The following is an 18,472-nucleotide window of genomic DNA, read 5'->3' on the forward strand; positions in this document are numbered from 1 at the left end:
TCTTGGACAAACGGGCGCGCGCCCTCGTGGGACGGGCGCCCGGACACTACGCACGGGTCAAGCCGTGATGCGGCGGAAAACGCCGCAAGGGCGCGATTGTACCGCCGAGCGCGCCGCGCCCCGCCGCGAGCGGGCCGGCTTGCCGCGCGACGCGGCGCGCGAAGGGCCGCGCCGCATCGAGCCAAACCGCGCCGGGCCGCCTTCAGCCGAGCGCGGCCAGCGTGGCCTCGGTGGTCTCCACCACCATCAGCCCGGCTCGCAGGCCTGGCTTGACCGCCGGGTTCGGGAACACGATGCGCTCCTCGTCGTGCGAGACCAGGTAGCGATAGTCGCCGTCGCGCGCGACCAGGGTGCCGCGCGCCAGCGGCGTGAAATTCGCCACGTCGCCGGCCACCAGCAGCTCGAAAGCCTCGCTCTGCTTGGTGAGCTGGCCGATCACGGTGAACACTCGCGGCAACGCGGGCGCCGCGGCGGCGGCATGCGCGGCTGCGCTGCCGACTTCACCCGCGATCAGCGCGCGCACCGCCGCATCGGCGCCGGCGAAGCGCGACAGCTCGTTCTGGCCGAACGGGCGCACCTTGCCGAGCTCCAGCGTGCAGGCCAGCGCCCCGCAGGCGCTCGCGCAGAACTGCGAATAGGTATTGCCGGGCTCGGTATGCAGCAGCACGGCCGCGATCCGCGCGCGCGCCAGCCAGTCGATCATGGCGCGCGCCGGCGGCTCGCCGATATGCGGCAGCAGCGCGAACTGCTCGAAGGCCGAGGCGCGGATCGCCGTGTGCATGTCGAGGTGCCAGCGCATCTGGCGCGACTCGGGGGCGGCGGCGAAGAACTCGCGCGCCGCGGCCTCGAGCACGGCCGCGCGCGGTGCGTCGCGGCTGCCTTCGCGCTGCGCGTGGCGGCCGTTGAACAGGCGGTTCAGGTCGTCGTCGAGGTAGCGCGTGCCGGCGCGCATCGCCGCCGGGTGGCCCAGCACCACCAGCAGGCGGTTCGCCAAGGACAGCGCGCCGCGCGCCAGGTCGCGCACCATCATCGACAGCAGTTCGATCGGCGCGGTTTCGTCGCCGTGCACACCGGCCGATACCAGCAGGCTGGCCGGCATCGCTGCGCCCGCCACCAACGCCGCCGGGCTCAGCGCCAGCAGACCTTCGCCGTGCCAGGCGTAGCGCACCGCCCCTCCGGCGCAGACGCCCTCGCGCGCGTCCGGCGTCCCGCCGGCCAGCGTGAAGGCGAGGAAATCGTCGAGCCAGGCGGGCGCGCCGCCGCGATCAGCGCTGGAAGTCATACAGCGAACCGAGCTTGAGGATCTGCGTCAGCTCGTCGAGCGCGGTGCGCGACTCATTGAGCAGGGCCGGGTCGGTCAGGTCGGACGGCGCGAGGCGGTCGCGATAGTGCTTCTCGATCCAGGCGTCGAGCGAGCCGAACAGCGCATCGTCGATCCACACGTTAGGCCGCACCGCCGCGCGCTCGGCCTCGTTCAGCACTACCCGCAGGCGCAGGCAGGCAGGGCCGCCGCCGTTCTTCATGCTCTCGCGCAGGTCGAACACCAGCACCTCGCCGATCGGCCCGTTGCCGGCCGCCAGCGCGTCGAGATAGCGCCCCACGCGCTCGTTCTCGCGGCATTCCTGCGGCACCACCAGCACCTGCGAGCCGTCGGCGCGCGACAGCAGCTGGCTGTTGAACAGGTAGGAGCCGACCGCGTCGGCCACGCTCACCGCCGCCTCGGGCACCTCGATCACGTTCAGATGCGCGCCGCGCGCCGCGAGCGAGGCGCTCAGCGCGTCGTACACCGACTTGCGCTCGGCGAAGGCCAGCTCGTGGCAGAACAGCGTGTCGCGATTGCCGACCGCGATCACGTCGTTGTGGAACACGCCCGCATCGATCACCTCGGGGTTCTGCAAGGCGTAGACGGTCGCGTCCTCGGCCAGGCCGTGGCGCTGCGCCACCGCGCGGCTCGCCTCGAAGGTCTGGCGCGCCGGGAAGCGCTTGGGCTCGGGCCCGCGCCGGTATTCGCTGCGGCCGTAGACGAAGAACTCGACGCCGGCGCTGCCGTATTCGGCACACAAGCGCGTGTGGTTGGCCGCGCCCTCGTCGCCGAGCGCCGGCGTGCCGGGCAGCGCGTCGTGCACCATGAAGCGCGACTCGTCGGCGAAGATCGCCGACAGCGTGCGGCGCGTCGATTCGTGCTCGATCGCGCGATGCAGCTTGCTGCACAGGTTGGCCGGCGTGAAGTGGACCCGCCCGTCGCCGGTATCGGCCGAGGGGCTGACGGTGGCCGCATTGGCGGTCCACATCGCCGAGGCCGAGCTGGCCGCCGCCAGCAGCTCGGGCGCTTCCTTGGCGGCCTTGGCGATCACGTCGGCGTCCTTGCCCGAGAAGCCGAGCTCGCGCAGCAGGCGCAGCGAGGGGCGCTCCTGCGGCGGCAGCACGCCCTGCGCGAAGCCGAGATCGGCGAGCTGCTTCATCTTGCGCAGCCCCTGCCTGGCGGCGGCCTTCGGGTTGGCCGCCGACTTCTCGTTGCTCAGCGAGGCCACGTTGCCGAACGACAGCCCCGCGTAGTTGTGGGTCGGGCCGACCAGCCCGTCGAAATTCGCCTCGATGGCGTTGCGCGTTGCGTTCATGGTCGTTTCCTGCTCAGAAATGGAGGCCGGGCGAGAGGCTCGCCGGCATGTTCAGCCGTTCGCTCTCGACCGAGGCCATCGGATAGGCGCAGTAGTCGGCCGCGTAATAGGCGCTGGGCCGGTGGTTGCCCGAGCGGCCGGCGCCGCCGAACGGCGCGGCGGAAGAAGCGCCGTTGGTCGGCCGGTTCCAGTTGACGATGCCGGCGCGGATGCTGCGCTGGAAATGCGCCCAGGCATCGGCGTCGTCGGACAGCAGCCCGGCCGACAGGCCGTAGGCGGTGTCGTTGGCCAGCGCGATCGCCTCGTCGAAGCTGCCGTAGCGGATCACCTGCGCGAGCGGGCCGAAATATTCGGTGTCCGGAAGATCGCGCACCGCCGTGACGTCGAGGATCGCCGCGTTGACGAAGCCGAGCTTCGGGTCGCGCTGCTCCATGGCGATCAGCGCCTGCGCGCCGGCGGCCAGCAGCGAGGCCTGCGCCTCGACCAGGCGCGAGGCCGCGCGCGCCGAGATCACCGCGCCCATGAAGGGCTGCGGCTCGGCGTCATAACGATCGGCGCGGATCCGCGCCGTGACCTCGACCAGGCGCGCCAGGAAACGCTCGCCGTGCGCGCCTTCCGGCACGAAGATGCGGCGCGCGCAGGTGCAGCGCTGCCCGGCCGACAGGAAGGCCGACTGGATGGTGTGATGCACGGCCGCGTCGAGATCGGCCACTTCGCCGATCACCAGCGGATTGTTGCCGCCCATCTCCAGCGCCAGCACGATCTCGGGCCGGCCGCCGAACTGGCGGTGCAGCAGGGTGCCCGTGTCCGAGCTGCCGGTGAAGAACAGCCCGTCGATCTGGCGATGGTTGGCCAGCGCCACGCCGGTCTCCTTCTCGCCCTGCACCAGGTTCAGCACGCCGGCCGGCAGCCCCGCGTCGCGCCAGGCCTCGACGGTGGCGCGCGCCACGCCGGGCGCCAGCTCGGAAGGCTTGAACACCACCGTGTTGCCCGCGATCAGGGCCGGCACGATATGGCCGTTGGGCAGGTGGCCCGGGAAGTTGTACGGCCCGAACACCGCCACCACGCCATGCGGGCGATGCCGCAGCACGGCCGTGCCGTCGGCCATCGCGGTGCGCTTCTCGCCGGTGCGCTCGTGGTAGGACGTGATCGAGATCTCGACCTTGGCGGCCATGGTCGCCACCTCGGTGCGCGCCTCCCACAGCGGCTTGCCGGTCTCGCGGCCGATCGCGGCGGCGAGCGCCTCCTTGCGTTCGCCGAGGATCGCGGCGAAGCGCTTGACGATCGCCACCCGCGCCTCGAAGTCGAGCGCCGACCAGGCCGCGAAGGCGCGGCGCGCGCTGGCCACGGCGAAGTCGACGTCGGCCGGCGAGGCGCCGGCGCCCTGCCACACCGGCTCGTCGGTGCCGGGGTTGCGCGAGGAGAATTCGGGACCGCTGCCGGCGACCCAGTCGCCGTCGATGAAGAGTTCGGACATGGTGTTATCTCGGTTGTGACTTCAGCGCATAGACCCGCAGCGTCTCGCCCGCGGCCACGCCGAGCGCGGCGGCGTCCTCGGCGCTCAGCACGAAGCGGCCCGCCTCGGTGACGGCGCCGCTGGCCATGCCGACCCGGAAGTCGGCCAGCGAGGTGTTCGAGACCAGCGCGCGCGGCGCGCCCTCGCCCGCCTCGGGCGTGCCGATCTCGACCGGCACCAGCACGCTGTCGCGCACCGTGCGCAGGTCGCCGACGTGGCATTCGAGCACCGGGCCGGCGTCGAAGATGTCGACGTGGTTCTGGTAGCGCAGACCCTCGGCCTCGAGCATCTTGCGCGCCGGCAGCGTATCGCGATGGGTCAGGCCGATGCAGTCCTGCGCGTCCTGCGGCAGCAGGTCGACATAGACGGGAAAGCGCGGCATCAGCTCGGCCAGGAAGGACTTGCGGCCATGCGAGCTGAGGTAGTCGGCGGCGTTGAAATCGATCTGGTAGAAGTGCGAACCGACCGCGCGCCAGAACGGCGAGCTGCCGTGTTCGTCGAAATGGCCGCGCAGCTCGGCGCAGATCCGCTCCGGGAAGCGCTCGCGGAACTGCGCGATGAACATGAAGCGCGAGCGCGACAGCAGCCCGCCCACGCCGGCGGTGCGATAGCGCGGGCTCAGGAACAGCGAGCAGACCTCGGCATAACCGGTCAGGTCGTGCGAGATGTTCAGGAGCGACATGCGGGTCCACACGCCCAGGTCCTGGCTGGCATGCACCACCGTGCTGACGCGATAGTTGTAGAAGGGCTGGGCCAGGCCGACCTCGGTCTCGATCCCGCACACGCCGGCGATATCGCCGCTGGCGGTGTCCTCCATCACGAAGAAATAGCCGGCCTCGGCGGGCGAGGCCGCGCCGTCGACGGTGCGCCGCGCGCGCTCGATGCGCGCGGCCAGCGCCTCGCGGTCGGGCTTGAAGGTGGTCAGGCCCGGGCCGGTTTCCTGCGCGAGCGCGACCAGCGCATCGACGTCGCCGGTCTGTACCACGCGAACCACGATCATCGTGCGTCTCCCGAAAGCGTGTTGGTCTCGTCGCGGCGATGCAGCGGCACGCAGCGCACGGTGTCGCCGTCCACCACGCCGAGCGCGGCGCGCGCGGCCGCGTCGAGCGGCGCGTCGATCGCATTGCCCGCGGCCGCCTCGGGCAGGTCGGCCAGCACGCAGCGGAACGCGTCGCCCTCGCCGGTGGCCACCAGGTGCGTGAGGCCGGCGGCATCGGCATCGGCGCTACTGCCTGCCTGGCCGGCGTGGCCGGCATTGCGCACGGTGCGCGCGCCGTTATGCGTGACGCAGACGGTGCGATCGATCTGCGCGGTCAGCACCGGGCCCGCATCGAAGATGTCGACGTAGCGATCCGGCTCGAAACCTTCCTCGAGATGGATGTCGTAGGCCAGCAGGCCGTGCTGGTTGGGCTCGCCGAGCACGCGCTGCGCGGCTTCCGGCAGCAGCGGCACATAGACGGGATAGACCGGCATCACCTCGGCGATGAAGGTGCGGCTGCGGCCGCCCGATTCGACCTCGATGTCGGCGAAGTCGCGCCGGAAGAACTTGCGGCCCACCGCCTCCCAGAACGGCGAGGCGCCGTTCTCGTCGGTCACGCCGAGCAGCAGCGAGAACACCTCGGGCGTGAAGCGGCGGCGATGCGCGGCGATGTACATCATGCGCGCGCGCGACACCAGGTGCGCCGCCGCGTCGCCGCGCAGGGAGGGATCGACGTAGAAGCCCGCCAGCCGGCTCTTGCCGGTCAGCTCGTGCGACATGGTCAGCGCGTGGATCTTGCGGTTCACGTGCAGTTCGCGCGAGGCGTGGATCAGCGCGTCGTTGCGGAACGCGTAGAACGGCTCCGAATAGCCCGCCGCCGCGACGATGCTGGCCGTGCCGAGCAGGCGCCCCGTCTCGCTGTCCTCCAGCACGAACAGGTAGAACTCCTCGCCGGGGAAATCGGCGTCGGCGCGAAACGAATCCTCGGACAGCGCCACGCGCGCCTCCAGCGCGCGACGGTCGTGCGGCAGCGAATGCAGCACCGGCCGCGCGGTGCGGGCCATCTGCGCGAGCGCGTCGAGATCGGCAAGCCTGCCGGGGCGTACGAATAGCATCGTCGTTCCTGTGGACGGAGGAAGGCGGGACTCAGCGGCCCGCGGCGATCGCCGCGACCACCGCGTCGACCGCGCGCGCGAAGCGCTCGAGGCCCTCGTCGAGCACATCGAGGGGGATCACCAGCGAGGGCACGAAGCGCAGCACGTTGGGCCCGGCGATCAGCATGATCACGCCGTGCTCGGCGGCGGCCGTGACGAAGTCCTTGGCGCGGCCCTCGAAGGCCGGGTTCAGCTCGGCGCCGAGCAGCAGGCCCTTGCCGCGGATCTCGCTGAACAGGCCATGCTTGCCGTCGAGCTCGCGCAGCCTGGCGCGAATCCGCTCGCCGCGCTCGGCCACGCCGGCCAGCAGCTTCGGATCGCTGACCAGTTCCACCACCTTGTCGGCGATCGCCGAGGCGAGCGGGTTGCCGCCGTAGGTGGTGCCGTGCACGCCCACCTTGAAGTGCGCGGCCAGTGCCTCGGTGGTCAGCATCGCGCCGATCGGGAAGCCGTTGCCGAGCGCCTTGGCGGTGGTCAGGATGTCGGGCGTCACGCCCGTGTCCATGTAGGCGTAGAAGTGGCCGGTGCGGCCCACGCCGGTCTGCACCTCGTCGAAGATCAGCAGCGCGCCGTGCGCGTCGCAGGCCTCGCGAAGCGCCTTCAGGAAGGCCGGATCGGCCGGGATCACGCCGCCCTCGCCCTGCACCGGCTCGACGATCACCGCGCAGGTGCGCGGGCCGATCGCGGCGCGCGCGGCCTCGATGTCGTTGTAGGGCAGATGGTGGATGCCGCCCGGCTTCGGGCCGAAGCCGTCGGAATACTTCGGCTGGCCGCCCACGCTGACCGTGAAGAAGGTGCGGCCGTGGAAGGATTGCGCGAACGAGACGATCTCGTACTTGTCCTCGCCGAAGCGATCGAAGGCGACGCGGCGCGCCAGCTTCAGCGCGGCCTCGTTGGCCTCGGCGCCGGAGTTCGCGAAGAAGGCGCGATCGGCGAAGGTCAGGCTCTCGAGACGCCGGGCCAGGCGCAGCACCGGCTCGTTGGTGTAGCCGTTGCCGATGTGCCAGAGCTTGCGGCCCTGCGCCTCGAACACCTTCAGCACTTCCGGGTGGCCGTGGCCGAGCGCGGTCACCGCGATGCCGCCGGCGAAATCGACGTAGTCCTTGCCGGCGGTGTCCCACACGCGGGAACCCTCGCCGCGGTCGGGCACGAACGGGGCCGGCGAGAATACCGGCACCATCACGTCATCGAAAGTCTGTCGGGTCACGTTCTCGGAGGTCATGGCGGTTCCTTGGTCCAGAAATCACAGCGTTCAGTGTAGGCAACGGGGCGCGATACGTCTTGCGCAATTGCGACGGGTTCTATCGGCTTGGCCGGGGGCGCCTCGCGCCGGGCGCGCGGTGCCGGCCGGTATCACGAAACATGCCGCGGCGGCGACGCTGCAAGCCTGGCGGCATCGGCCCCCGCCGCTTCAATCCTCGTCGCCGCGCTCCACCAGCGCGCCGGCGCGCGGCTCGCTCGCGCCGCCGTGCTGCTTCTCCAGCCAGGCGCGGCGATCCTCGCGCGGCGTCACTCCGAAGCGCTCGCGGTAGGCGTTCGAGAAATGCGCGGCCGAGGAGAAGCCGCAGGCCAGGCTCACCTGCACCACCGACTTGCTGGTGCGCTGCAGTTGCGTGCGCGCCTTCAAGAGGCGCAGGTTCAGGTAGTACTTGGACGGCATCGCGCCGAGATACTGGCGGAACAGCCGTTCGAGCTGACGTCGCGAGATGCCGACCAGGGACGCGATCTCATCCGTGGTGAGCGGGTCCTCGACGTTCGCCTCCATCAGCTGCAGCGCATCGTTGAGGCGCGGATGGCGCTCGCCCGGCGCGGTCACGAAGGGAATCCGCTGGCGCGACTCGCCGCTGCGCGGCGTGCCGCAGCCGAGCGCGTCGGCGATCCGCTCGGGCAGCTCGGGGCCGTGGTCGCGGCCGATCATGGCCAGCATGAAATCGATGCTGGCCTGGCCGCCCGCGCAAGTGGCGCGATCGCGGTCGATCTCGTAGATCTGCTGGGTGACGATGGTGCGCTCGAACTGCTCGGCGAACTGCTGGTAGGTCTCCCAGTTCACGGCCACGCGATAGCCGGCCAACTGCCCCGCCATCGCCAGCCACCACACGCCGTGATGGATGCCGCTGACCAGCGGCGTGCGCTGGCCCACGCGCGCCAGGCTGGCGAGGAACAGGCGGTAGTCGGCGAACTGCTGGAAGCGCTCGCTCACCACGATCAGCCAGTCGCAGGCGACAGCGTCGTTGAAGGCCGCGTCGGCCTGCCAGCTCGCGCCGCCCGCGAGCGGCACCGGCTTGCCGTCCCAGGAGCAGACCTGCCAGCGATAGAGCGCCCGGCCCTCGATCTCGTTGGCCAGCGCGAGCGCATCGACGATCGGGCCCACGCCCGACATCGACACGGGCGGCAACGCGACGATCGCGACCTGCGTCGCGCGCGCGGCGCCGCCGGGACGACCGATCGCTGCCACCACCGCGCCGCCCCTTACTTGAGGCTGCCCGACAGGAATTGCCTGAGGCGCTCGCTCTGCGGACGCGACAGCACCTCGGCGGGGTCGCCCTGCTCCTCGGTACGGCCCTGGTGCAGGAACATCACATGGTTCGAGACGTTGCGCGCGAAGCCCATCTCATGCGTCACCACGATCATGGTGCGGCCTTCCTCGGCCAGCTTCTGCATCACCTTCAGCACCTCGCCCACCAGCTCCGGGTCGAGCGCGGAGGTGGGCTCGTCGAACAGCATCACGTCGGGATGCATGGCCAGCGCGCGGGCGATCGCCACGCGCTGCTGCTGGCCGCCCGACAGATGCGAGGGATACTGCTTCTCGACGCGCGGCGGCAGCCCCACCTTCTCCAGGTACTCGCGCGCGCGTTCCTCGGCCTCGCGACGGGAGATGCCCAGCACGTGCAGCGGCGCCTCCATCACGTTCTCGAGCACGTTCATGTGCGCCCACAGATTGAAGTGCTGGAACACCATCGCGAGCTTGGTGCGGATGCGCTGCAACTGCTTGTGGTCGGCCACCTCCAGCGCGCCGCTCTTGTCGGCCCTGGTGCGCACGGTCTCGCCGTCGACCACGATCTGCCCCGCATTGGGCCGCTCCAGGAAATTGATGCAGCGCAGGAAGGTGCTCTTGCCCGAGCCGCTGGCGCCGATGATGCTGATCACGTCGCCGGCCTTGGCGTCGAGCGAGACGCCCTTGAGCACCTCGTTGTCGCCGTAGCGCTTGTGGATGTCGTGGGCCGCCAGCTTGCTGGCGGCGTTCGGCTGCGTGGTCTGAGCCAACTGGCGTCTCCCGGGATGAGGTCGATTCAATGACGGCCGGCCGCGAGATACGCGAGCCAGTGGCGCTCGGCCCGGCGAAACGCCGCGACGAGTGCGAACGATACCGCAAGATAGATCAGCGCGGCGATCCCGAACGACTGGAACGCCATGTAGGTGGCGGAGTTCGCGTCGCGCGCCACCTTCAGGATGTCGGGCACGGTGGCCGTGAAGGCGACCGTGGTGGCATGCAGCATCAGGATCACCTCGTTGCTGTAGAGCGGCAGCGCGCGACGCAGCGCCGAGGGCAGGATCACGCGGCGATACAGGGTCCAGCCGCCCATGCCGTAGGCGCGCGCGGCCTCCACCTCGCCGTGCGAGGTGGCGCGGATCGCGCCGGCGAAGATCTCGGTGGTGTAGGCGCAGGTGTTCAGCGCGAAGGCCAGGATCGCGCAGTGGAAGCCGCTGCGGAAGAAGGCGTCGAGCAGCGAGTGCGATCGCACGAACTCCAGGCTGTACATGCCGGTGTAGATCAGCAGCAACTGCACGTAGAGCGGCGTGCCGCGAAACACGTAGGTGTAGGCGCGCACCGGCATCGACAGCCAGCGCTTGCGCGAGACGCGCGCCACCGCCAGCGGGATCGCGCAGACGAAGCCGATGCCGATCGAGGCGACCAGCAGCCACAAGGTGACGGCCAGGCCCGAGAGCCGCTGGCCGTCCCAGAACAGGAAGGCCTTGCCGAATTCCTGGAGGATCTCGATCATAGTTCCGCGTGCCTCACGCCCAGCGAGTAGCGCCGCTCGAGCTGCCGCAGCACCAGGTTGGAGACCGTCGTGATCGCCAGGTAGATCAGCGCCGCGACGAGGATGAAGAAGAACATGTTGAAGGTGCTCTTGCCGGCGTCCTGCGCGGCCTTCACCACATCGGCCAGGCCGATGATCGAGACCAGCGCGGTGGCCTTCACCAGCACCTGCCAGTTGTTGCCGATGCCGGGCAGCGCGAAGCGCATCATCTGCGGGAACAGGATCCGCGTGAACACGCGCAGGCCGCTCATGCCGTAGGCGGCGCCCGCCTCCAGCTGGCCGCGCGGCACCGACAGGAAGGCGCCGCGGAAGGTTTCGGTGAAGTAGGCGCCGTAGATGAAGCCGAGCGTGAGCACGCCGGCCACGAACGGGTCGATGTCGATCTGGTCCCAGCCCAGCAGGTCGGTCAGCTCGTTGAGCCAGATCTGGATGCTGTAGAACAGCAGCAGCATCAGCACCAGGTCGGGCACCGAGCGGATCAGGGTGGTGTAGGCGGTGCCGATGCCGCGCATCACGCGGTTGGCGGACAGCTTCGCGACGGCGCCGAGCAGGCCCAGGATCACCGCGGCGGCCAGCGACAGCACCGACAGCTCGATGGTCTGCACGGTGCCCGCCCAGATGACGGGGCCGAATCCGTAGAGGAACACGCGCGTCTCCTGAGATTGTCGAGTCGAATGGGACCGTCGAGCGGACGGCCTCGGAATGGGGCGGATACTCGCAAGCGAAAAAAACCGGCTCAAATGGGGCGCGGCCGGAATGCTGCGACGCAGCAACGGCTTGCGACGAGCTTGCGGGAAGCCTGGGCGCCCGCAATCAGGGGAGCCGGGCGAGCGCACGGGCGGGCGCGCCGGCTGCGGGCGCTGCTGCCGCCGCGCGTGTTTTTACAAGTTTCGGGTCGCTTTTTCGATAGCGGGCGCGGCACGATCCGGCGGCGCATGACGTATTTCGTCTTGACAGAGTTGCGGGGCGCAACCAATACTGTTGCGACTCGCAACCATCTGAGCCCCATCATGGATTTCATCGACCTCCCCGAGCAGAGCCGCGACGCGACCATCCTCGAATTGCGGGACTTCTCCCGCAAGCTGGTGCGCGAGCTGGGCTTCATGCGCACCACGCTGGCCGACAGCGAACTCGCGCCCTCGGCGGTGCACGCGATCCTGGAAATCGGCATGGCGCCCGGCATCAGCGCCAAGGACCTCGGGCAGCGGCTGCGCCTGGACAAGTCCAATACCAGCCGGCAGCTCGCCCGCCTGGAGGCGGCAGGCTACGTGGAGCGCCGCGCCGACAGCGAGGACGCGCGCGTCTCGGCGCTGAGCCTGACGGCCGAGGGCCGGAAGCTGCGCAGCCGGATCGACCGCTTCGCCACCGAGCAGGTGTCGAACGCGCTGCGCCACCTGGCGCCGGCCGACCAGCAGAACCTGCTGCGCTCCTTCGCGCTCTATGCCGATGCGCTGGCCCGGGACAACGATGCCAAGCCCTCCCCTGCCCGGGCCGAGGCCTCGAGGATCGTCGAGGGCTACCTGCCGGGCTGCATCGGCGACATCGCCGGCCTGCATGCGCGCTTCTACGCCGAGCATTACGGCTTGCCGGCGTTCTTCGAGAAGCTGGTGGCCACCGAGCTGGCGGAATTCGCCAACCAGTTGCCGGCCGCGGGCAAGGCGCTCTGGCTGCATGTCGAGCAGGGCCGCGTGCTGGCCTCGCTCGCGATCGACAGCGATCTGCAAACGGGCATCGCGCGCCTGCGCTGGTTCATCGTCGACGAGGCGCTGCAAGGCAGCGGCGTGGGGCGCGAGCTGATGACGCGGGCGATGCGCTTCGTCGACCAACAGGGCTTTCGCGAAACCTGGCTCAGCACCTTCAAGGGACTGGACGCGGCGCGCCATCTCTACGAGTCCTTCGGCTTCGTGCTGAGCGAGGAACACGAGGGAACGCAATGGGGCAGCCAGACCGTCGAGCAATGTTTCACCCGCGCCGGGACGGCATCGTGACGTGCGCGACCGAGCCCTTGCCGCCGTCTGTCGAGGAACTGCTGGCGTTCGATACGCTGACGCTGCGCGAGCATACCGAGCAGGCCGGCGACGCCTTCGATCCCGATGCGCAGCGCGAACGGCTGCGGCAGGCGCTGGCCGCCTACGAGATCCGTTCGGTGCGACGCGACGGCGAGCTGGTGGCCTACGCGATGCTGCGTCCGGAATCGGCGAGCTGCTGGTTCGTAGGCGCGTTCGGCATCCATCCCCGGCATCGCGGTTATGGCGTGCTCGGCGAGCTGCTGGCGAAGCTGGCCGAGTTGGCCGGCGCGCGCGGCATCCGCGCATTCAGGAGCCACGTCTACCGCACCAACCGCCTGTCCATCGCCTTCCATCGCAAGCTGGGATTGCGCATCACGCGCGAGAACGACAAGGGCTTCGAATTCGTCGTCACGCTGGACCAGCTGGCCAATCACGCCGCCATCCTGCGCGCGACCCGCGCGTGAGCACCCGGCGGTTCACATTCAGGCCGTGACGACCGGTAGTTCGATGAGGTTCGGCAGGCCCGAGGCGATGCCGTGTTCGACGGCCGCCGCGATTTCGCCGGCGCGCTCGACACGACGTGCCGGCAGGCCCCAGGATGCCGCCAGCGCCAGGAAATCGATCGGCGGTTCGTCGAGATCCATGCCGATGAAACGGCCGGCACGCACGCTGGCGAAGTGCTGTTGCGATTTCATGAAGTTCTTCAGGATGTCGTACGAACGGTTGTTGACGATCACGAAGGTCACCGGCAGGCGCTCGTGCGCGGCCGTCCACAGGGCTTGCGGCGCGTAGAGGGCCGAGCCGTCGCCGATCACCGCCACCACCGGCTGCCGGCCGAGCCCCAGCGACACGCCGACCGCCGCGCCCATGCCCCAGCCGAGGATCGCCCCGCGATTGCCGTAGTACTGCCGCGTCGCGTCCGTGTCGAGCATGCCGCGGATCAGCGGCATCGTCGCGGGCGATTCGTCGACGAGCGGCGTGCCGCGTCCCAGCGCCCTGGCCAGCTCGTGCGCCGCCGCCCAGGGCGTGGTTTCGGGCCGGCGGAACTCGGATTCGGCACGCGCGCGAATCTCGCCGCGGCGCTGCGCGCGCTGGTCCGCCGCGCGGGCCAGCGCGGCTTCGACTCCCGGGCGCCGGCCCTCCTGGCGATGGGACAGCAAGGGCAGCAGCGCGCGCAGCGATTCGCGGATGCCGCCGACGCAAGCCAGCTCGCATGCATGGGTGCGGCCCGGCTGGTGCGGATCCGACGTCACTTGAAACAGCCGGCAGGAGGACGGCACGGCCGGCCCTTCGGTGTAGAGAATCGAGATCGAGAAATGGCCGCCCAGCACGAGCATCGCGTCGAAGGGCGCGAGGGCCTGGCGGATCGCCGATGCCGTGCCGGGCAGGTTGCCGGCCCACAGCGGATGCGAGCTCGGGAACGGCAGATGGGTGGGCCAGGACGAGCCGAACACGGTCGCGCCGAGCGCCTCGGCAAGCTGCACCGCCTCCTCGCTCGCGCCCGCCACGAACACTTCGTCGCCCGCGAGTATCGCGATCCGCCCCGGCGCGACGGATGCCAGCGCCTGCGCCAGCTCGGGCAGCGCGGCCGCGATCGCGCCGCGGTGGATCACGGAAGCCGCCGGCGGCTCGGCGGTGCCGGTGCGCTCCATCACGTCCATCGGCAAGGACAGGAACACCGGCCCCGAAGGCGCGGCGCAACTGTCGTGGAATGCCCGCCTGGCGAACCCGGCGATCTCGTCGGGATGCCGGATTTCATGCCCCCACTTGACCGCCGGCCGGGCGATATCGAGCAAGTCGCCATGCAGCAGCGGCCCGGCATGCACGTGCCGCGTGTCCTGCTGGCCGGCCGTCACGACCAGCGGCGTGTTTGCCTCCCTCGCGTTGAGCAGCGCGCCCATCGCATGGCCGAGCCCCGCCATCGTGTGCAGATTGACGAAACCGGGACGCCCGCAAGCCTGGGCGTAACCGTCCGCCATCGCCACCACCGCGGCCTCCTGCAGGCCCAGTATGTAGGACAGGCCATCGACGCCGGTCAGCGCATCGACGAAGGACAGCTCGGTCGTGCCGGGATTGCCGAACACATATTCCACGCCTTCGCTGCGCAGCACCTCGACGAGGATGTCGGCGCCGCGACGCGACTTGCCGGGTTCGGGCGCGGCAGGGCTGCCGCCGGTGGATGGGATCCCCGTCATGGGGCCGGCCTGCTGATTCACGGTCATGGCGTCCTCCTGTCGAAGCGAGGGTAGACCGCGATCCGCGACGGCCGCTTGAACGTTATTGCGCTGCCTCGGCCAGCCCGTTCAGCGCGACCGGCTCCAGCGGCCCGGCGATACGCCGTGGACCTTCTTGAAATGGCGGCTGAAATGGCTCTGGTCGGCAAAACCGAAGGCGGCGGATACCTCGGTGGCCGACGCGCCCGAGCGCAGCGCGTCGCTGGCGCGGGACAGGCGTACCTGGTTGCGCCAGGCGTGCGGGGCCATGCCGACCTCGCGCGTGAAGATCCGCAGCGCATGAAACTTCGACAGGCCGACGGCCTCGGCCAGCACCGACAGTTCGAGCGAGGCCGTCAGGTCGTCGAGCATGCGCGCCTTCATGCGCGCCACCCGGGCCCCGTCCTGGCCGATCGGCCGTGAAGGGGGCCGCGCCTGCGCGTATCGCACCAGCAGCGTCGAGACCGCGTCGAGCAGCATGGATTCGGCGGCCAGCCGGTCCGCGCCGGCTTCCAGCATGCGATGCGCGCGCAAGGCACGCGCCGCGAGGTCGGGGTCCCTGATGATCTCCGAGCCGAACCAGGGCGGCTCGGTGCCGGCCAGCCCGGCCTCGTCGGCGACCTGCCGGACGAAGCCGGTCGGCAGATAGAACGTGCGGCACTGCCAGCCGGCATCGGCCGCGCTCGACCCGGTGTGGATTTCGCCGGGATTGATGATCGGCAGCGAGCCGGCATCGGCCACGTGGCGCGTGCCGCGGTAGTCGTAGCGCTCCGCGCCGCCCTCGATCAGCGAAATCGTGTAGGCCTCGTGCCAGTGAGGCGAATAGGCGTGATCGGTGAAGCGGGCCGTCACCATGTCCGCGCCGGGAATCAGCTCCGAGCGCCAGTAGTGGGCATCGTTTCGGGGGCCGGCCTTCATCGTCGTCACCATCAGCGTGCCCCGCTCAGCGCCCCGTCGGCAGGTCCGAGCGCGAGGTCGTCGATACCAGCCCGTCGGGACCGAAATGCGCGTTGAAGAACGCGTCCTGGTTCACGCCGTCCTCGCGCCAGCGCCAGCTCCAGACCGTTTCCGGCTTGAGCGGATACTGCGCGACCTCGGTCGGCTTGCCCAGCAACTGGCGCACCTCGTCCTGCGTCATGCCGAGGCGGATCATCGCGAAGTTGTCGGCCGTCAGCACCTGGGTCGCGCCGAGGAACAAGCCGTTGCGGTCGATATCGACCATGTAGGTCTCGTCGCCCATCGGCCCGCGCGGATACTCGAGCCGCTTCGAGCCGTCGATCGCCTGCCGTTCCGTCTCCGGCTTGCCCAGGCGCGAGCGCACCTCCTCCTCGGTCGAGACGCCGGGCTTCAGGCCGCGCAGCAGCAACGGCGCCGGCTGGATCGCACGAAAGAATTCCTTGAGTCGATGCACGACCACCTCGTTCTCGTGGCTGTCGCAGCCGCCGAGCAGAAACGTCGCGGCAAGTGCCGAGGCGAGCAGCCAGGGCCGGGCCGGCCGGATTACCGATTCCATCATCGATTACGGGCGCGCGGTTCGCGCGGGGAAAAGGACAAGCTGGAAGGATACGCGCCTATGGGGGCGTGCAACAACATCGGTCGCCGGATTCGGGCCGGGCCGAGCGATCAGGACTGCTTCGGGCCGGGTCGCCCATGCTGCGGCCGCGCTCCGGCGGGGCGGCCTTCAGGCATTCCCGGTCGAGCCGCTTCGTCTCTCGCGTCTCTCGCGTCGCTCGCACCGGTCGCGATCGGCCGTCTCGTGCCTGGCTTCGTGCTTTGTCTCGTGCTTTGCCTCGCGCCCGGCTTCGCGACGCGCCACGACGATCTCCGCGCCCTGCCACGACACCAGCGCAAGGGCGCCGAACAGCAGCTCGCGGGCACGCTTGACCAGCGCCAGCGACAGGGCCGTCTCGCGATCGACGCCGAACATCTGCGCGAGCAGCACCACCGTCGCCTCCTGCACGCCGAGCCCGCCCGGCACCATGAAGGCCGCGTGCCGCACGGCCTGCACCATGGCCTCGATGGCGATCGCCCCGCCCGCGGACACGGGATGCCCGAGCAGGGCCAGAGCCCAGTAGATTTCCAGCGCCCCGCTCACGTAGCCGGCCAACTGCCAGCCGAAGGCGCGCAGCAGCAGGCCGGTGCGCGACATCAGCGCCTCGATGGCCACGTCGAGCCGCTTGCCGTCGACGCCCTGCAGCAGCGCGCCGGCATCGCCGAGCAGCCGGCCGGCGAAACGCTCGATCGCGTGGAAGATCCCGCCGCGTCGCAGCAGCGCGAAGGCCAGCACGGGCACCGGCACCGACAGCACGAGCGCCAGCGCGATGGTCCTCGCGCCGCCGCCGAGGCCCGTGCCGGCCAGCAGCAGCACCAGCCCGAGCGCGGAGAACGCGTACTGCACGGCCACCGTGACCAGCACCTCGACGATCACCGAGGCGCTCACGAACGCCACGTCCGGTACCCGCCAGCGCGCGAGCCGGATCCCGACGATCTCGCCGCCCACGCCGACCACCGGCAGCAGGCGATTCACCGCCTCGCGCACCGTGGCGACCCACCAGAGGAAGCCCAGCGGCGCGCGCCGGTCGAGCAGCAGGCGCCAGGCATGCGCGTCGAGCAGCAAGGGAAATGCGTGGAAGGGCACCAGCCAGAGCAGGGCGAAACCGGCGCGTCCGACGATGCGAACCACGTCGCCGACGCCTTCGCGGGCCACCAGCCCAAGCAGCAGCGCGATGCCGAGCGGCCAGCCCAGCCGCCGGACCCACTTCGTCATCGCGAGCGCGCGCGGGAAGCGCGCTCCGCATTCGCCTGCGCGTCGCCCTGGCGCGATGCCGCGCCCCGCCCTGCCCCGTTCGCGTCGCCCGCTTCGCCGAACACGGCCGCGAAACCGCCGCGCGCCACGCCGGCCGCCTCGAGCGCGGCCGCCACGCGCGGCGAGAGCAGCGCCGCGAGTTCCTCGCCGGGACGGTAGTCGTGCATCGAAGGCGTGATCGGGCCGTCGCCGGGCTCGGCCGGATGCGAGTAGATCTCGCCGACGCCCGAAGGCGGCAGCGCCGCGATCGCATCGAGCAGCGCGCGCTCGTCCATGCGCCCGGTGTGCTCGATCCCGACCACGTAGTCGTTGTGCGCGATTCCCGCCCGGTCGAGCCTGGCGCGCACCAGCGCGATCCAGGGGCGCAGCCAGGCCGGCGCGCAACGCTCGAAAGGCAGGCGCACCGCGCGCAGCCCGTAGTCGCGCCCGATCTCGACGATCATCGACAACACGGTGGGATGCAGGTGGAAATGCTTGTGTGCGTTGACATGATCGAGCGGCAGCCCACTCGCCGCGAAAGCCTCGAATTGCGCGCGGATCTCGCGACGCAGTTGCGCACGCACGCGCGGCAGGAAGAAGAAGCGGCAGCCGTCCCTCGCCATCGCGTCGCCGAAGCGGCCGTCGGCCCCCACCAGCGCCGGGATCTCGCGCGCCGGCAGCATCGCCGCGCCATCGGCCAGCACCAGGTGCAGCCCGACCGCCAGCGAGGGCAGCCGCCGCGCGCGCGCCACCGCGTCGTGCGCGGCGGGCGCCGCCACCATCAGGCTCGCGGCCGTCAGCACGCCCTCGCGATGCGCGCGCTCGACCGCCGCGTTGACGCGGGGATGCAGGCCGAAATCGTCGGCGGTGAAGATCAGCGCGCGCGACGGCGACGTGGTCATCGCGCTCAGGCCTCGTGCGCGCGCAGGAATCGGAAGAACTCGACGCCTTCGCGCAGGCGCCGCTTCATCATCTCCCAGCTGCCCAGCATCTCGCGCACGATCTCCCAGATCTTCGCGGGCCGGAAGTAGAAGGCCCGATAGAAGTGCTCGAGCTCGTGATAGATGTCTTCCTTCGACAGGTGCGGATAACCGATCGCGGCGAGCTGCACGCCTGCCTTGCTGACCAGGTTGATGGTCTTGTTCTCCTCCAGCC

General features: G+C 70.4%; 17 protein-coding genes and 1 pseudogene. 2 read left to right on the forward strand and 16 right to left on the reverse strand.

All coding sequences use genetic code 11. From position 1 onward, the window contains the following. Nucleotides 1-202: 202 nt before the first annotated feature. The 10 genes from astE to hisQ form a co-directional block, all read right to left on the reverse strand. Nucleotides 203-1,282: a succinylglutamate desuccinylase gene (gene astE, locus F3J10_RS13770; RefSeq protein ID WP_167242309.1), complete on the reverse strand. Its 1,080-nt coding sequence runs from the start codon at nucleotides 1,280-1,282 to the stop codon at nucleotides 203-205. Continuing rightward, nucleotides 1,266-2,618: an N-succinylarginine dihydrolase gene (gene astB / locus F3J10_RS13775; protein WP_025099713.1), complete on the reverse strand. Its 1,353-nt coding sequence runs from the start codon at nucleotides 2,616-2,618 to the stop codon at nucleotides 1,266-1,268. Before astB ends, astE begins: the two co-directional genes overlap by 17 nt. A gap of 13 nt (nucleotides 2,619-2,631) precedes the next feature. Further along, nucleotides 2,632-4,095, reverse strand: a complete 1,464-nt coding sequence (astD, locus tag F3J10_RS13780) for a succinylglutamate-semialdehyde dehydrogenase (protein ID WP_167242310.1) — start codon at nucleotides 4,093-4,095, stop codon at nucleotides 2,632-2,634. 4 nt (nucleotides 4,096-4,099) lie between these two features. Continuing rightward, nucleotides 4,100-5,134: an arginine N-succinyltransferase gene (astA, locus tag F3J10_RS13785; protein ID WP_025099711.1), complete on the reverse strand. Its 1,035-nt coding sequence runs from the start codon at nucleotides 5,132-5,134 to the stop codon at nucleotides 4,100-4,102. Next, nucleotides 5,131-6,228 carry an arginine/ornithine succinyltransferase subunit alpha gene (aruF, locus tag F3J10_RS13790; RefSeq protein WP_167242311.1) on the reverse strand — a complete coding sequence of 366 codons (1,098 nt, stop codon included), beginning with the start codon at nucleotides 6,226-6,228 and terminating at the stop codon, nucleotides 5,131-5,133. The genes astA and aruF overlap by 4 nt, the downstream gene beginning before the upstream one ends. A gap of 31 nt (nucleotides 6,229-6,259) precedes the next feature. Beyond that, nucleotides 6,260-7,489, reverse strand: a complete 1,230-nt coding sequence (locus F3J10_RS13795; RefSeq protein WP_166911395.1) for an aspartate aminotransferase family protein — start codon at nucleotides 7,487-7,489, stop codon at nucleotides 6,260-6,262. Nucleotides 7,490-7,678: 189 nt separating this feature from the next. After that, nucleotides 7,679-8,647 (reverse strand): GlxA family transcriptional regulator, encoded by a 969-nt coding sequence (locus F3J10_RS13800; protein WP_240154683.1) that lies wholly within the window; start codon nucleotides 8,645-8,647, stop codon nucleotides 7,679-7,681. Between the two features lie 89 nt (nucleotides 8,648-8,736). Next, nucleotides 8,737-9,531 carry an ATP-binding cassette domain-containing protein gene (locus F3J10_RS13805; protein WP_105859049.1) on the reverse strand — a complete coding sequence of 265 codons (795 nt, stop codon included), beginning with the start codon at nucleotides 9,529-9,531 and terminating at the stop codon, nucleotides 8,737-8,739. Nucleotides 9,532-9,557: 26 nt separating this feature from the next. Then, the gene (locus tag F3J10_RS13810; RefSeq protein ID WP_013697178.1) at nucleotides 9,558-10,271 is read right to left on the reverse strand and encodes an ABC transporter permease; all 714 of its coding nucleotides are present in this window, start codon (nucleotides 10,269-10,271) and stop codon (nucleotides 9,558-9,560) included. After that, on the reverse strand, nucleotides 10,268-10,957 hold the full coding sequence (gene hisQ / locus F3J10_RS13815) for a histidine ABC transporter permease HisQ (protein ID WP_025099706.1): 690 nt from the start codon (nucleotides 10,955-10,957) through the stop codon (nucleotides 10,268-10,270). The genes F3J10_RS13810 and hisQ overlap by 4 nt, the downstream gene beginning before the upstream one ends. 363 nt (nucleotides 10,958-11,320) lie before the next feature. Here hisQ and F3J10_RS13820 point away from each other — a divergent pair, with 363 nt between their 5' ends. Both F3J10_RS13820 and F3J10_RS13825 read left to right on the forward strand, forming a co-directional pair. Beyond that, nucleotides 11,321-12,298 (forward strand): helix-turn-helix domain-containing GNAT family N-acetyltransferase, encoded by a 978-nt coding sequence (locus tag F3J10_RS13820; RefSeq protein ID WP_025099705.1) that lies wholly within the window; start codon nucleotides 11,321-11,323, stop codon nucleotides 12,296-12,298. Beyond that, nucleotides 12,295-12,783: a GNAT family N-acetyltransferase gene (locus F3J10_RS13825; RefSeq protein ID WP_345791208.1), complete on the forward strand. Its 489-nt coding sequence runs from the start codon at nucleotides 12,295-12,297 to the stop codon at nucleotides 12,781-12,783. Before F3J10_RS13820 ends, F3J10_RS13825 begins: the two co-directional genes overlap by 4 nt. An 18-nt stretch (nucleotides 12,784-12,801) precedes the next feature. On the opposite strand, the gene F3J10_RS13830 is transcribed toward F3J10_RS13825, so the two are convergent. The 6 genes and pseudogenes from F3J10_RS13830 to F3J10_RS13855 form a co-directional block, all read right to left on the reverse strand. Next, the gene (locus F3J10_RS13830; RefSeq protein ID WP_240155580.1) at nucleotides 12,802-14,541 is read right to left on the reverse strand and encodes a thiamine pyrophosphate-binding protein; all 1,740 of its coding nucleotides are present in this window, start codon (nucleotides 14,539-14,541) and stop codon (nucleotides 12,802-12,804) included. 81 nt (nucleotides 14,542-14,622) lie between these two features. After that, on the reverse strand, nucleotides 14,623-15,450 hold the full coding sequence (locus tag F3J10_RS13835; protein ID WP_167242313.1) for an AraC family transcriptional regulator: 828 nt from the start codon (nucleotides 15,448-15,450) through the stop codon (nucleotides 14,623-14,625). 25 nt (nucleotides 15,451-15,475) lie between these two features. Beyond that, complete coding sequence (locus F3J10_RS13840; protein ID WP_167242314.1) at nucleotides 15,476-16,048, reverse strand: outer membrane protein assembly factor BamE; 573 nt, start codon at nucleotides 16,046-16,048, stop codon at nucleotides 15,476-15,478. A 165-nt stretch (nucleotides 16,049-16,213) separates the two neighbouring features. After that, nucleotides 16,214-17,299, reverse strand: a complete 1,086-nt coding sequence (locus F3J10_RS13845; RefSeq protein WP_167242315.1) for a lysylphosphatidylglycerol synthase domain-containing protein — start codon at nucleotides 17,297-17,299, stop codon at nucleotides 16,214-16,216. Continuing rightward, on the reverse strand, nucleotides 17,296-18,219 hold the full coding sequence (gene hpnK / locus F3J10_RS13850) for a hopanoid biosynthesis-associated protein HpnK (RefSeq protein ID WP_167242316.1): 924 nt from the start codon (nucleotides 18,217-18,219) through the stop codon (nucleotides 17,296-17,298). The genes F3J10_RS13845 and hpnK overlap by 4 nt, the downstream gene beginning before the upstream one ends. 5 nt (nucleotides 18,220-18,224) lie before the next feature. Next, nucleotides 18,225-18,472, reverse strand: a pseudogene (locus F3J10_RS13855) (hopanoid biosynthesis associated radical SAM protein HpnJ); the annotation flags it as partial.

Origin of the sequence: Burkholderia sp. Cy-637 (genome assembly GCF_011753175.1) — a bacterium.
GTDB classification, from domain to species: domain Bacteria; phylum Pseudomonadota; class Gammaproteobacteria; order Burkholderiales; family Burkholderiaceae; genus Burkholderia; species Burkholderia gladioli.

Coding starts and splice junctions, on each gene's coding strand:
- astE (WP_167242309.1), bottom strand. CDS start 1,282: ATGACTTCCAGCGCTGATCGCGGCGGCGCGCCCGCCTGGCTCGACGAT.
- astB (WP_025099713.1), bottom strand. CDS start 2,618: ATGAACGCAACGCGCAACGCCATCGAGGCGAATTTCGACGGGCTGGTC.
- astD (WP_167242310.1), bottom strand. CDS start 4,095: ATGTCCGAACTCTTCATCGACGGCGACTGGGTCGCCGGCAGCGGTCCC.
- astA (WP_025099711.1), bottom strand. CDS start 5,134: ATGATCGTGGTTCGCGTGGTACAGACCGGCGACGTCGATGCGCTGGTC.
- aruF (WP_167242311.1), bottom strand. CDS start 6,228: ATGCTATTCGTACGCCCCGGCAGGCTTGCCGATCTCGACGCGCTCGCG.
- F3J10_RS13795 (WP_166911395.1), bottom strand. CDS start 7,489: ATGACCTCCGAGAACGTGACCCGACAGACTTTCGATGACGTGATGGTG.
- F3J10_RS13800 (WP_240154683.1), bottom strand. CDS start 8,647: ATGTCGGGCGTGGGCCCGATCGTCGATGCGCTCGCGCTGGCCAACGAG.
- F3J10_RS13810 (WP_013697178.1), bottom strand. CDS start 10,271: ATGATCGAGATCCTCCAGGAATTCGGCAAGGCCTTCCTGTTCTGGGAC.
- F3J10_RS13820 (WP_025099705.1), top strand. CDS start 11,321: ATGGATTTCATCGACCTCCCCGAGCAGAGCCGCGACGCGACCATCCTC.
- F3J10_RS13830 (WP_240155580.1), bottom strand. CDS start 14,541: ATGACCGTGAATCAGCAGGCCGGCCCCATGACGGGGATCCCATCCACC.
- F3J10_RS13835 (WP_167242313.1), bottom strand. CDS start 15,450: ATGAAGGCCGGCCCCCGAAACGATGCCCACTACTGGCGCTCGGAGCTG.
- F3J10_RS13840 (WP_167242314.1), bottom strand. CDS start 16,048: ATGATGGAATCGGTAATCCGGCCGGCCCGGCCCTGGCTGCTCGCCTCG.
- F3J10_RS13845 (WP_167242315.1), bottom strand. CDS start 17,299: ATGACGAAGTGGGTCCGGCGGCTGGGCTGGCCGCTCGGCATCGCGCTG.
- hpnK (WP_167242316.1), bottom strand. CDS start 18,219: ATGACCACGTCGCCGTCGCGCGCGCTGATCTTCACCGCCGACGATTTC.